Annotated in this window: 13 protein-coding genes; 4 read left to right on the plus strand and 9 right to left on the minus strand. The window is 68.8% G+C overall.

The features are described 5' to 3' along the window. Positions 1–31: 31 nt before the first annotated feature. The 6 genes from ACZ3HV_RS22145 to ACZ3HV_RS22170 all read right to left on the minus strand — a co-directional run bounded on the left by ACZ3HV_RS22145 (position 32) and on the right by ACZ3HV_RS22170 (position 4,203). On the minus strand, positions 32–811 hold the full coding sequence (locus ACZ3HV_RS22145; RefSeq protein ID WP_465686864.1) for an NADPH-dependent F420 reductase: 780 nt from the start codon (positions 809–811) through the stop codon (positions 32–34). Next, the gene (locus ACZ3HV_RS22150; RefSeq protein ID WP_465686865.1) at positions 808–1,872 is read right to left on the minus strand and encodes an LLM class flavin-dependent oxidoreductase; all 1,065 of its coding nucleotides are present in this window, start codon (positions 1,870–1,872) and stop codon (positions 808–810) included. The genes ACZ3HV_RS22145 and ACZ3HV_RS22150 overlap by 4 nt, the downstream gene beginning before the upstream one ends. A gap of 68 nt (positions 1,873–1,940) precedes the next feature. Then, entirely contained in the window at positions 1,941–2,312 is a 372-nt protein-coding gene (locus ACZ3HV_RS22155; RefSeq protein WP_465686866.1) for a sigma-70 family RNA polymerase sigma factor family protein, read from the minus strand. 16 nt (positions 2,313–2,328) lie between these two features. Then, positions 2,329–3,204 (minus strand): RNA polymerase sigma-70 factor, encoded by an 876-nt coding sequence (locus ACZ3HV_RS22160; protein ID WP_465687134.1) that lies wholly within the window; start codon positions 3,202–3,204, stop codon positions 2,329–2,331. Positions 3,205–3,220: 16 nt separating this feature from the next. Then, on the minus strand, positions 3,221–3,442 hold the full coding sequence (locus tag ACZ3HV_RS22165; protein WP_465686867.1) for a hypothetical protein: 222 nt from the start codon (positions 3,440–3,442) through the stop codon (positions 3,221–3,223). Between the two features lie 5 nt (positions 3,443–3,447). Continuing rightward, positions 3,448–4,203 carry an SDR family oxidoreductase gene (locus ACZ3HV_RS22170; RefSeq protein ID WP_465686868.1) on the minus strand — a complete coding sequence of 252 codons (756 nt, stop codon included), beginning with the start codon at positions 4,201–4,203 and terminating at the stop codon, positions 3,448–3,450. A gap of 162 nt (positions 4,204–4,365) precedes the next feature. Between ACZ3HV_RS22170 and ACZ3HV_RS22175 the strand changes: the two genes are divergently transcribed. Continuing rightward, positions 4,366–5,583: a low temperature requirement protein A gene (locus ACZ3HV_RS22175; RefSeq protein WP_465686869.1), complete on the plus strand. Its 1,218-nt coding sequence runs from the start codon at positions 4,366–4,368 to the stop codon at positions 5,581–5,583. On the opposite strand, the gene ACZ3HV_RS22180 is transcribed toward ACZ3HV_RS22175, so the two are convergent. After that, positions 5,573–6,136, minus strand: coding sequence for a TetR/AcrR family transcriptional regulator (locus ACZ3HV_RS22180; protein ID WP_465686870.1), 564 nt, complete (start codon positions 6,134–6,136; stop codon positions 5,573–5,575). The two genes, ACZ3HV_RS22175 and ACZ3HV_RS22180, sit on opposite strands and share 11 nt — an antisense overlap. Positions 6,137–6,224: 88 nt before the next feature. Here ACZ3HV_RS22180 and ACZ3HV_RS22185 point away from each other — a divergent pair, with 88 nt between their 5' ends. Next, the gene (locus ACZ3HV_RS22185; RefSeq protein WP_465686871.1) at positions 6,225–7,145 is read left to right on the plus strand and encodes an SDR family oxidoreductase; all 921 of its coding nucleotides are present in this window, start codon (positions 6,225–6,227) and stop codon (positions 7,143–7,145) included. On the opposite strand, the gene ACZ3HV_RS22190 is transcribed toward ACZ3HV_RS22185, so the two are convergent. Both ACZ3HV_RS22190 and ACZ3HV_RS22195 read right to left on the minus strand, forming a co-directional pair. Next, a complete protein-coding gene (locus ACZ3HV_RS22190) occupies positions 7,142–8,134 on the minus strand; it encodes a Gfo/Idh/MocA family protein (RefSeq protein ID WP_465686872.1) in 993 nt (330 codons plus the stop codon). The genes ACZ3HV_RS22185 and ACZ3HV_RS22190 overlap by 4 nt on opposite strands. Next, positions 8,134–9,126 carry a Gfo/Idh/MocA family protein gene (locus tag ACZ3HV_RS22195; protein WP_465686873.1) on the minus strand — a complete coding sequence of 331 codons (993 nt, stop codon included), beginning with the start codon at positions 9,124–9,126 and terminating at the stop codon, positions 8,134–8,136. Before ACZ3HV_RS22195 ends, ACZ3HV_RS22190 begins: the two co-directional genes overlap by 1 nt. 179 nt (positions 9,127–9,305) lie before the next feature. Here ACZ3HV_RS22195 and ACZ3HV_RS22200 point away from each other — a divergent pair, with 179 nt between their 5' ends. Then, positions 9,306–10,454 (plus strand): ROK family protein, encoded by a 1,149-nt coding sequence (locus ACZ3HV_RS22200; RefSeq protein ID WP_465686874.1) that lies wholly within the window; start codon positions 9,306–9,308, stop codon positions 10,452–10,454. Between the two features lie 66 nt (positions 10,455–10,520). Then, on the plus strand, positions 10,521–12,272 hold the full coding sequence (locus ACZ3HV_RS22205; protein WP_465686875.1) for a DUF4832 domain-containing protein: 1,752 nt from the start codon (positions 10,521–10,523) through the stop codon (positions 12,270–12,272). Positions 12,273–12,274: the final 2 nt, after the last annotated feature.

A 12,274-nucleotide genomic window follows, 5' to 3' on the forward strand; every position in this document is an offset into this window, starting at 1 on the left:
GCGGCCGAGCCGGCGGTGGTGCCGGCGCGGGTTAGGCCGCGGATTCGGCGGTGGTGCGGGTTTCGCCGGCGGCCGCAGCTCGGGCGGTGGTGCGGGTCTCGCCGACGGCCGCAGCTCGGGCGGTGGTGCGGGTTTCGCCGACGGCCGCAGCTCGGGCAGTAGTGATGGTTTGGGCGTGAGGGGTAGTGGGGTAGCGGGATAGGAGGGTTCGGACTTCTTCGGCGGGGGCGTTGGCGCCGAACATCTCGGTGTGGGGTTGGAGGCGGATGCCTTCGCAGAGAGGGCCGGCGATGACGGGGTCGAAGCCTAGGGCGTTGACGATTTCGGCGACCTCGGCCGCGGCGGCGGGGGCGCCGGCTATGGCGATCGCCTTGCGGTCGGTCGATCCCGGCGGGCGGGCGCCTTCTTCGAGATCGTGGTAGCCCATGTGGTTGAAGGCTTTGACGACTCGGGACTCGGACAGGAAGTCCTGGATGATCTCGCTGGACGACGTCCGTGGATCGGTGAGGTCGTCGCGGGTGCCGTCGACCTCCCACCAGTAGTTCATCGCGTCGATCACGAGCTTGCCGCGCAGTTCCTCGGCGGGGATGGTGCGGTACTTCCCGAGCGGCAGCGCCAGGATCACCACGTCGGCCTCCGCGACCGCCTCGGCCGCGGTGGTCGCGATCGCGCCGGGCGTGACGACCTGCACGATCAGCGCGATCTTCGACACCTCACCGGATCCCGCGATCAGCACCCGGTACCCGGCCGCGACCGCGAGCCGCGCGAGAACGGTACCGACCTTCCCGGCACCGAGAATGGCAATCGTCACTTCTCCTCCGCGGCGAGGATCTCGCGGACCATCGGGATCACCTTCGTGCCGTACAACTCGACCGCCCGCATCCGCGCACTGACCGGCAACGGCCCGGCGGAGTAGATCAGGTCGAACCGCCCGACCCCGAGCGTCTGAACGGCGTCGGCGATCCGGCGGGCGACAGTCTCCGGCGAACCGACGTACATCGAGCCGTGCTCCACCTCGGAGTCGAACTCCTGTCGCTTGATCGGCGGCCAGCCGCGCAGCGCCCCGATCCGGTCCCGCATCACCTTGTACCGCGGGTAGAACACCTCACGGGCCTCGTCGTCGGTGTCGGCGATGAAGCCAGGCGAGTGCATCCCGACCGGCAGTGCGACCGTGCCGAACTGCTCCGCCGCCTTCCGGTACAGATCCAGGTACGGCGCGAACCGGTCCGGCGCGCCACCGATGATGGCGAGCATCAAGGGCAGCCCGTAGAACGCCGTACGTACGACGGACTGCGGCGAGCCACCGACGCCGACCCACGTCTTCAAACGACCGGACTCGGTCTTCGGATAGACGTCGGCGTTCTCCAGGGCGGCCCGGGTGGTGCCTTCCCAAGTGACCGGCTTCTCGTCGAGCAACCGGCTGAACAGCTGCAGCTTCTCCTCGAAGAGGACGTCGTAGTCGGCCAGGTCGTAGCCGAACAACGGGAAGGACTCGGTGAACGAGCCGCGCCCGAGGATCACCTCGGCCCGTCCGTTCGACAGTGCGTCCACGGTGGAGAAGCGCTGGAACACCCGGACCGGATCGTCCGAGCTCAGCACCGTCACGCCGGATCCGAGCTTGATCCGCGACGTCCGCGTCGCGATCCCGGCCAGTACGGTCTCCGGCGTGGAGATCGAGTACTCCGGGCGGTGGTGCTCGCCGAGCGCGATCGCGTCGACACCGAGGTCGTCGGCCAGAACGGCCTCCTCGACCACGTGCCGGATCGCCGCGGCATCCGAGACCGGCGCGTCGTCGTCACCCACCGGAATGTCCCCGAAGGTGTCGAGCCCGAACACCAGGTCGGCCACGTCGGCCATGTTCCCCACTCCCATCTGCGTTGCCACCTCAAATACTAGGTTGACATGTCAACACGCAGGACCTGGGGGTTCATTCCCGGCTGTCAGAGCCAATGGCGGAGCTTGTCCGGGTTCAGCACGATCCACACCGCCGCGACCTTCGCGCCCGTCACAGTCAGGCTCACCACAGCCACGACCGCACCGGCCCGGCGCAGGACCACGCCGGCCTGTCCGTTCACCGCTTGGACGGTCAGCGCCGTACCCGGCTGAAGGCTCAGCAACTCGGTCACACACTGCGCGACCGCATCGGCCCCGCGGACCGGATGCGGGGCGGCCGCAACCTGCCCGCCGCCGTCGCTGACCACGACCGCCTGGGGCGCGAGCATGCGCCGTAGCGCACCGACACTGCCCGCACTGCAGGCCGTCGCGAACTCGTGGACGATCGACTCGTCCCCGCGCTTCAGTCGGAAGCTCACGTTTCCTCCAGCTCGATCAGGCGGGTACGGCGGCGAGCTTCGCGGGGTTCATCATCCACAGCACTTCATCGATCCCGTCGGCCGACGCGGTCACCGTACAGACGGCGAACACCTCGCCGTCGCGCCGGAGCAACGCGACCGCCCGGTCGTTCGCCGTACTCCACTCGACCTCGACACCGACCCAGAAGCGGGTATGGAAGGCACGGTGGTACTTCGCCACCCGCAACCTGCCGACCACCGGGAAGCGCGAGGCCCGGGCCGCGCCGCCGCCGTCGGAGTAGCTGATCGCGTCCTTGGCCAGCAACTGTTCGAGTGCGGCGAGATCGCCCGAGCGGGCCGCGGCGACGAAGGCGGTGAGCAGCTTGCGCTGCTGGGTGCCACTGATCTCGGTACGGCGTTCGGCCCGGATGCGCTTGCGGGCCCGGCTGACGAGCTGCCGCACCGCCGCCTCGGTGGTCTGCAGGATGGCGGCGAGCTCGTCGTACGGGTAGTCGAACGCCTCGCGCAGGATGTACGCCGCCCGCTCGGTGGGCGAGAGCCTCTCGAGCACGAGCAGTACGGCGAAGCTCAACGCCTCCCCGCGCTCCGCGCCCAGCAGCGGATCGGCGCTGGTGTCCACCGGCTCGGGCAGCCAGGGGCCGATGTAGGTCTCCCGGCGAGCGCGGGCGGACTGGCTCGCGTTGATCGCGAGCCTGGTCACCGCGGTCGACAGGTACGCCACCGGGCTGACGACCGCACTGCGATCGGCGGCCTGCCAGCGCATCCAGACCTCCTGCACCAGGTCCTCGGCCTCACTGTGACTGCCCAGCATCCGGTACGCGATCCCCATCAGGCGCGGACGCACCTCGTTGAAGATCGCGACCGCCTCGTCGAGGTCGTCCGCCTCCGCCATCCCCACCGTCCCAGTGTCAGGCTGAGGATACGGTCGTTCCCGGATCATCACCCTCCAGCGCCTCGATCGCCCCCCGCAGGCTCTGCAGGTCGACTGCCTCCTCCTGAACCTCCACCGGATCGAGCAGCCACTCGCTAGGCGACTCGATCTCGTCGTCGGGCGGCGTCCCCGCCGCGTTCAGCTCGATGTCGGCCTCGACCTCCACCTCGAGCTCGCGCAGGACCGGATCGTCGTTCATCGAGCTCACTTCCCGATGTACTGCGTCGCGAACCACTCGTCGTAGTGCAGCTCACCGAGAGTGGCCGGGCCGACCGGGACCAGGCTGCGCTCGATCAGCTCCGAGCCGAAGTACCGGGCGTGCGTGTCGGTCACGACCTCGCGCTGATCGTTGCGCTCGGCAAGCGCCTTGCGGAAGAACTCGTCCATCCGGTACTCGTCCGGCCCGGCGATGTCGATCCGGGTGTTCAGCGGCTCGCCCACCGCGGTCCGGCCGAGAATCGCCGCCACGTCCTGCGCCGCGATCGGCGCCCACGCGACCGGCGCGATGTGCACCTCGTTGCCCTGGGTCGCCTCGTCCGCGATCGCGCCGACGAACTCCATGAACTGGGTCGCGTGCACCAGCGAGTACGGGATGCCGGAGGCCTTGATCAGCTCCTCCTGGGCGATCTTGGCCCGGAAGTACCCGTTCTCCGGCAGCCGCTCGGTGCCGACGATCGAGATCCCGACGTGGTGCCGGACGCCGGCCTCGGCCTCGGCCGCGAGTACGTTGCCGGTCGAGGTCTTGAAGAACTCCATCACCGCCTTCTCCTCGAACGACGGCGAGTTCGCCACGTCGATCACGGTGTCGGCGCCCTGCAGGACGGCGGCCAGCCCCTCGCCGGTGAGGGTGTTCACGCCGGTGCTCGGCGCGGCCGGCACCGCCTCGTGCCCGTGCTCGGTGAGCTTGGCCACCAGCTTCGATCCGATCAGGCCGGTGCCGCCGATCACGACGATCTTCATCCCAGAATCCTTTCGTTGCCGACGGCATCCCTTGCCGCCCGTCACCAGGTAAGACAGGGCAGTGACCCGGCTTGTGACAGCGGCCTGGTCGAGGCCCTGGTCACAAGCCGCTGACCTGCGCTGTCATAAGAGAGGAAGAGGCCTCGCCGAAAGGAATCGCCCGTGCCCGACTCTGGCCCTGCCCCCTCGATCCGGATCCGGGTCCGGATGACCGCGCGGCCGATCGACGAGCCGCACCGGGTCTCCAGCCAGCTCGAGCTGCTGTTCGACCTGACCTTCGTGGTCGCGGTCGCCGCGGCCACCGAGCAGTTCGCGCACACCATCGCCGAAGGCCACGCCGCGGACGGTCTGCTGTTGTACCTCCAGGTGTTCTTCGCGATCTGGTGGGCCTGGATGAACTTCACTTGGTTCGCCTCGTCGTACGACACCGACGACGTCCCCTACCGGCTGCTCACCATGGTCCAGATGGCCGGTGTCCTCGTCCTCGCCGCGGGAGTCCCGTCCGCCGCCGATCACGGGGACTATCGCACGGTGCTCGTGGGCTACGTGATCATGCGGCTCGCGCTGGTCGCCCAGTGGCTGCGCGCGAGTGTCGAGGACCCCGAACGACGTCGTACGGCGCGCAGGTACGCCCTCGGCATCAGCGTCCTGCAGGTCGGCTGGATCCTGCGCGTGTACCTGGGCGAACGCGACCTGCTCAACGAGTCCGCGCAGCTGGCCGGCTTCCTGATTCTCGTCGCCCTCGAGCTGTCGGTCCCCCGCTGGGCCGAGCGAACCAGCACCACCAACTGGCACCCGCACCACATCGCCGAGCGCTACGGGCTGTTCACGATCATCCTGCTCGGCGAGACGATCCTCGCCGCGACCAACGGCGTACGCCGAGCTCTCGAGGCGACCCAGGTCAGCGCCGAACTGATCACGGTCGCCGCGAGCGGTCTGGTGATGGTGTTCGCGCTCTGGTGGCTGTACTTCCTCCATCCGGCCGGTCCGGGACTGGCCAACCGGCGCGAGGGCTCGTACCGCTGGGGCTACGGCCACTACTTCATCTTCGCCGCGCTCGGAGCTCTCGGGGCCGGCCTGGAGGTCGCTGTCGAGCAGACCGGGCACGAGTTGCACATCTCGCCGACCGGCGTGAGCTACGCCGTCGCGATCCCGGTCGCCGTCTTCATCGGCATGCTGTGGATTGTGCACACGTTCATCTCGTCGACGCCGGCCCTCCATCTCGGCGCTGCGATTCCCGCCATCGTGACGCTCCTCCTGCTTCCGCTCGGCACTCCCCTGGTCGGCTCGGCCGTCACGATCGCTCTCCTGACCGCCACCTGCGTGGCCCTCGCCGGGATCGTGTCCTGGCTCAATGCCGCGGAGGGCGTCAGGCAGTAAGGCCGGACAGCGTGGTCAGGGTGGACCGGATGACGTCCGCCAGGGAGACGCCCTCCGGCTCGGTGATCCAGCGTTCGAACGCCACCCGAAAGACCGCGACGCCGGTCTCCGCCGCCAGCGCCGCGACGTCCGGGCTGACACCTCGGCTCCGCAGCGCCGCGGTGAAAGCGGTGGTGAGCGAGGCCAGCTTGATCAGCTCACGCTCGCGGAGTTCGGGAGTCGCCGTGATCACGACCTGGCGCCGGCGGGAATAGTCCCGGCGGAGATCGTCGAAGAAGTCGCCGGACGCGAGTACGGCGGCCGCAACAGCCTCCATCGGTGTCGCGGACTCCGGTGCGGCGGTCAGCGCCTCGACCATGACCCGCTCGAGTTCCTCGGAGCCGGCGAACAGGACCTCGCGTTTGTCGGAGAAGTGCCGGAAGAACGTCCGCGCGGTCACTCCGGCCCGGTCCGCGATCTCGGCGACGGTCGTGTTGTCGTACCCGCGCTCGGCGTACAGCGCCATCGCCGCCTCCCGCAGCCGTCCCGCCGCGTCTGGTTCCCACCGTGCCATGGGCTCGATCCTAGCTGATGTCATTGACTGACATCACCGGATGTAGCATGGTGATGTCACTGACTGACATCACGAAGGGAACAGCATCATGCGCGTGTTCATCACCGGAGCCTCGGGACACCTCGGCTCCGCAGTCGTCCCGGAGCTCCTCCAGCACGGTCACTCGGTAGCCGGCCTGGCTCGCTCGGACGCTTCCGCGGCTCGCCTCACCGAGTGGGGTGCTGACGTGGTTCGCGGCGACCTCGACGATCTCGACGGTCTGCGCGCCGCGGCCGAGGCGTCTGACGGCGTCATCCACCTCGCGTTCCGGCACGAAGCGATGGTGGCCGGTGACTTCACCGGCGCGGCCGAGACCGACCTGACTGCGGTACGAGCGATCGCGGACGCCCTGGCCGGCACGGACAAACCACTCGTCGGTACGTCGGGCACCGGGCTGCTCGCGCGGGCGAACCTCGGCCGGACCGGCACCGAGGACGACACCCTGCCCGGCGGCTACCGCATCGACGCGGAGAACCTCGTCATCGACCTGGCCGCCAAGGGCATCCGGTCATCGGTCGTCCGGCTGCCGATCGTCCACAGCACACTCGACACCACCGGCTTCGTCCCGTCCCTGATCACGTTCGCCCGCCGCAACGGCTTCTCGGCGTACATCGGCGACGGCACGAATCGCTGGTCGTCGGTGCACACCCTCGATGCCGCTCGGCTCTACCGGCTCGCCCTGGAGTCAGCCCCCGCCGGTACCCGCTTGCACGCGGTCGCCGAAGGCGTGGAGCTACTCCGGATCGCTGAGGCGATCGGCCGCGGGGTCGATGTGCCCGCCCGCTCGATCACCCCCGAGCAGGCGCCCGAGTACATCGGCTTCCTGGCGGCGTTCGCCGGGATCGACAACCCGACATCCGCCGCCCGGACCAGCGAGTTGCTCGACTGGCACCCGACGTACCCGGGCCTGCTGGAGGACCTGTCCGCGGACTTCTACTTCCGAACCGCCCGGACCACAGAAGGGAGCTAGACCTTCAGCACCGGCGCGATCGTCTTCGAGCGGGAGCCTTCGTAGGCGGCCAGGAGGATGCCCAGGACGGCGATGCCCTCTTCCTCGGTGTGGATCGGCCGGGACTTGGTGCGCAGGGATTCGGCGAAGTGGCCGATCTCGGCGACGAAGGTGTCGACGGACTCGAGTTCGAAGCTCTCGGTCTCACCCGACCGGAGCCGGTACGACAACGACGTACCGTCGCTGTGCAGTGAGCCGAGCTCGCCGACGGCGGAGAAGCGCTCGGTGGAGGTGGCCGGCTGATAGGCCCAGCTGGTCACCATCTGGCCGACGACGCCGTTGTCGAACCTGATCAGGACCTGCGCGGAGTCCTCGCCCTCCATGAACTTCAACCGGTGCGTGGAGAGCATCGCGGTCGCCTCGACCGGCAGGCCGCCGGCGAGGTGCAGCATCAGATAGGTGGGGTGGTACCCGGTGTCGATGAGCTCGCCACCACCACTCGTCTTGCTGCTGGCCCGCCAGCCCATCGAGCTCGGGTCGAAGTTGTTGTAGAAGCTGTCGGTGGTGCGGACCTCGTACACGGTCCCGATCGTGCCGGCCTCGATCAGCTCCTTGGCCTTGGCCACGGTCGGCATGAACAGCTGGTTGTGCGCGCACATCAGCGTGACGCCGTGCTCGGTCACTGCTGCCCGCACATCCGCGGCTTCGTCCGCGGTGAGACAGAGCGGCTTCTCACAGAGGATGTGCCGACCGGCCTCCGCGGCCGCGACGATGGCGTCGCGGTGCAGATGGTGCGGCAGGCAGATGTCGACCGCGTCGAGGTCCTCGTTCGCGAGCATCTCGCGATAGTCCGTGTACGGCGTGGCGCCCAGCTCCTCGCCACGCGCCTTGGCCGTCTCCTCGACGGCGTCGGCGACCGCGGTGATGCGAATCTTGTCGGCGTGCGCGCGGTAACCCTTGATATGAGCGGACGCGATCCCGCCGCCGCCGATGAGCCCAACCTTGATCATCACAAGTCTCCTCGGCTGTAGGCGATGGCGCGTCCGGCGTCGGCGGCGTCGTTGGCGGCCACCACCAGCCGGGTCAGCTCGACGGCGCGGGCGATGTTCTCGTCGGCCCGGGTGCCGTCATTGATGTGGTCGACCCACTGCGCGAACGGGTCCTTGCCGTGCTCTGGCACCGAAACCTGCTCGCCGTTCACCGTCAGGACGTTGCCGGCGTCGGTGTAGGTCAGCGTCCCCTCGGTCCCGAAGAGCTCGATCGTGAACGGGTTCTGGCTCGCGAAGCCGGCCTCGATCACGCCGATCTTCTGGTCGCCGTACCCGACCACCACGACAGCGTTGTCTTCCAGGCCACGGCCGGCCACCGAGCGGTACGTCGCATTGATCGTGTCCGGCGTGGAGCCGAGGAACAGTTGCGTCAGGTAGACGGGGTGGCAGCCCAGGTCGGTCAGCGCGCCGCCGATCGCCGTCTTGGGCTCGAAGAACCGTTGTGGCAGCCAGCCCTCGACTCCATCCTTCGGAATCGCGCCGTTGTGGGAGAGCCGGACCCGGCCGTACGTCAGTTGCCCGAGCTTTCCGCTGTCGATGACCTCGCGGATCGCCAGCGTGTAACCGTGTGCGAGGCGCGGCAGCGAGACCGTCAGCTTCACCCCGGCCGCGTCGGTCGCGGCGACGATCTCCTCGGCCTCGGCCACCGTCGGCGCGAGTACCTTCTCGGTGAAGATGTGCTTGCCGGCCTGCGCGACCTTCACCATCAGGTCGCGATGCTCGTTCGTGGCGGTGGTGATCGTGACACCGTCGAGGTCCTCGCGCGCCAGCAGCGCGTCGAGATCGCCGGTGAACTCCACGCCGAACCGGTCGGCGCCGGCCTGACCGCGCTCGGCGTCGTCGTCCCAGACGGCGACCAGCTCCGTTCCCGGATGCTCCTGCGCCTGCCTCGAGTAGTCGCCCGCGTGCACGTGCCAGAATCCCAGGGCCGCGATCTTGAGCGGTTTCGACACCTTGGTCCTCCTCATTCGGAAACGTTTCGGCCAACCGCCGCACCACAGTACAACGTTGTCAACGGCTGTAAAGAGGCTTCGGCGCGCCGGTGTCGTGGCGCATCTATAGTTATTCGGGAGTCCATGATTAAGTGACGGATCCCGACTCCCTGAGCACCACGACTTCACCGAGGACCGCGATGACCCACGAGCCCACCGGTGGTGACCTGTCCCGGCTGCGGCAGCTCAACGCGGCCACCGTGTTGCGGGCACTGCGCGGCGACCGGCCGCTCACCCTGACGGAGTTGTCGAAGCGGACCGGCCTGTCCCGGGCCTCGACCGAGGACGTCGCCCGGGATCTGCTCGGGCGCGGCTGGGTGTCCGAGGTGTCCCCGGCCGAGGGCACGGTCGGCCGCCCGGCCAGGCGCTACCGGTTCCACGCCGAGGCCGGCCGGCTCCTCGGCGTCGACGTCGGCGGACACAAGGTCCTTGCCCTGGTCACCGATCTCGAGGGCGAGGTGCTGAGCCAGGCCCGGATCGCGGTGTCCCCCGAAGCCGGTCGCCGCGAGCGGCTGGCCGGGCTCGACGAATGCGTGGCCACCGCTCTGGCCGGCGCTGGAGTCAAGGCCGGCCAGATCTGGTCGACCGGGGTCGCGACCACCGGGCTCGTCGACGGCACGGGCAAAGTCATGCTGTCGGACTCGCTGCCCGAGTGGACCGGAGTCGAGCTGGCCGCGCACCTGCGTCGGCTGGTTTCCGGGCCGGTCCGCGTGGAGAACGACTGCAAGCTCGCCGCCCTGGCCGAGACCTGGCACGGCGTCGCCCGGTACGCCAAGGACGTGGTGTTCCTGCTGGCCGGGCTGCGCACCGGTGCCGGCCTGATCATCGACGGGAAACTGCACCGCGGCTTCGCCAACTGGTCGGGCGAGATCGGCGCACTGCCCGCGGCCGGCTGGCTCCGGGCGCCCGAGCACCTGCGCGGCTGGCTCGGCTCCGGCGAGGAGGTCGAGCGCGTCTTCCTGGCCGCCCGGGACGGCGACCGGGAAGCGATGCGAGCGGTCCGCGGTTACGTCCGGGACATCGCGGTCGGCGCGTCCGCGCTCGTCCTCACCCTCGACCCCGAGCTCGTCGTCATCGGCGGCGGGTTCTCTCGGTCGGCCGACGTACTGGTTGAACCGCTCCGACGGGAGCTGGACCGCTGGTGCCTGCGTACTCCCGAGATCCGGGTCTCGGCCTTCGCGGACCTCGGCGTGGCCCTCGGGGCGGTCCGGCTGGCCCTCGAAGAGGTCGACTCCACGCTCTACAACGGACCCGACCTGGCCTCTCCCACGCTTTTCCTCCGGGTCTGAAGCCTTGACATAGTTTTCCTGGACTCCATGATTATTCCCATCGCCCGCCCAGCGAGAGGAACCACTATGCGTCCCGTCCCGCGTTCCCTCCGATTACGCACCGGCGTGGTCGCCGGCGCGCTGCTCGCGGCGCTGATGGTGGTCTCCCCCGCCAGCGCGACGATCAGCGCCGGCTCGGCGACCAATACCTCGACCACTGTCAGCTACCAGTTCTCCTACACCGGCTCCCCGCAGTACCTCCGCGTGTACGTCGACACCGACCGGAACGCCGCGACCGGCTTCGCCCAGGGCGGTACGGGCGCCGACTACTTGCTGGAGAACGGCAGCCTGTACCAGCACACGGGCACCGGCTGGAGCTGGTCGCTCGTACGCACAGTCACCTTCTCCGGTACGGGCGCGGTCGCGCGGTGGACCGTGAACCGCGCGGATCTCGGCGAGAGCGCTTCCCCGAACGACGCCGACCTGATCTTCCAGGTCGAATCGCCGCTGGAGACGGCGAGCAAGTACACCCACGTCTACAGCGGGGGCGGCGGGTCCGGGAGCACGGTGACGTACACAGCGTCGACCGACAACTTCGCCAACCCGGAGCGCGGTTTCTACCACCACACCGGCGACTGCGACAAAGCCGACTTCTCACAGACCACCCTGCAGAACTACCGGACCAGCCAGGGCATCTCGCTGGTGATGTGCGTGTTCTACCTGGCCGAGTACAAGAACGGCCCGATCGCGCAGGCGGCGCTCGACCAGTTGCAGCAGCAGATCGACACCGTCCGTGCGGCCGGTCTCAAGATGGTCCTGCGGTTCGCCTACACGACGTCGACCGCCGGCGACGACGCGACCAAGGCCCGTGTCCTCGCGCACCTCGACCAGTTGGCGCCGTACCTGAGTGCCGGTAAGGACGTCATCGCGGTCGTGCAGGCCGGGCTGATCGGAGCCTGGGGTGAGTGGTACTACACGCAGAACTTCGGCAACGCCGGCACGATCACGACGACCGACTGGGCCAACCGCAAGGCCGTGACCGACAAGCTGCTCAGTGTCGTGCCGTCGAGCCGGATGGTGCAGCTGCGGACGCCGAAGTTCAAGCGGACGATGTACTCGACCACTCCGGTGCAGTCGGCCGACGCGTACAACGGCTCGGCGCTCTCCCGGCTCGGTCACCACAACGACTGCTTCCTGGCCAGTCCCGACGACTTCGGCACCTACGAGAACACCGCGGTCGAGTACCCGTACCTCCAGGCGGAGACGACGTACGTCGCCATGGGTGGTGAGACGTGTGGTTCGAACCCACCGCGGTCCACCTGCCCGACGGCCACCGGCGAGCTCGCCCAGTTCCACTGGTCCTTCCTGAACACCGACTACGAGCCCACGGTACTGAACTCCTGGAACACCGGCGGCTGCCTCACCGACGTCACCAAGAAACTCGGATACCGCTTCCGCCTGGAGACCGGCACCTATCCGGCGACCGCCGCACCCGGCGGCAGCCTGCCCGTGTCGCTGACCGTCCACAACGACGGCTACGCGACGCCGTTCAACCCGCGCAACCTCGAGCTGGTCCTGCGGAACACGTCGACCGGCACGAACTACCAGCTCGCGATGAGCTCCGACCCACGCCGCTGGACAGCCGGCGCGTCGACCACCGTGTCGCAGACCCTCACGCTGCCCGCGAATCTTCCGGCAGGCTCCTACGCCTTGCTGCTCAACCTGCCGGATCCACTCCTGTCCACCCGCCCCGAGTACTCGATCCGTCTCGCGAACCAGGGCACCTGGGACGCCGCGAGCGGAATGAACTCGCTCCTGCACACCCTCACCGTCAGCTAGCT

It is taken from the genome of Kribbella sp. NPDC020701 (assembly GCF_055562215.1).

What these genes read in the sequence shown, in the direction of transcription:
- ACZ3HV_RS22160 (WP_465687134.1), bottom strand. Translation starts at nt 3,204, where the DNA reads ATGGCGGAGGCGGACGACCTCGACGAGGCGGTCGCGATCTTCAACGAG.
- ACZ3HV_RS22190 (WP_465686872.1), bottom strand. Translation starts at nt 8,134, where the DNA reads ATGATCAAGGTTGGGCTCATCGGCGGCGGCGGGATCGCGTCCGCTCAT.
- ACZ3HV_RS22170 (WP_465686868.1), bottom strand. Translation starts at nt 4,203, where the DNA reads ATGAAGATCGTCGTGATCGGCGGCACCGGCCTGATCGGATCGAAGCTG.
- ACZ3HV_RS22205 (WP_465686875.1), top strand. Translation starts at nt 10,521, where the DNA reads ATGCGTCCCGTCCCGCGTTCCCTCCGATTACGCACCGGCGTGGTCGCC.
- ACZ3HV_RS22185 (WP_465686871.1), top strand. Translation starts at nt 6,225, where the DNA reads ATGCGCGTGTTCATCACCGGAGCCTCGGGACACCTCGGCTCCGCAGTC.
- ACZ3HV_RS22180 (WP_465686870.1), bottom strand. Translation starts at nt 6,136, where the DNA reads ATGGCACGGTGGGAACCAGACGCGGCGGGACGGCTGCGGGAGGCGGCG.
- ACZ3HV_RS22165 (WP_465686867.1), bottom strand. Translation starts at nt 3,442, where the DNA reads ATGAACGACGATCCGGTCCTGCGCGAGCTCGAGGTGGAGGTCGAGGCC.
- ACZ3HV_RS22150 (WP_465686865.1), bottom strand. Translation starts at nt 1,872, where the DNA reads ATGGGAGTGGGGAACATGGCCGACGTGGCCGACCTGGTGTTCGGGCTC.
- ACZ3HV_RS22200 (WP_465686874.1), top strand. Translation starts at nt 9,306, where the DNA reads ATGACCCACGAGCCCACCGGTGGTGACCTGTCCCGGCTGCGGCAGCTC.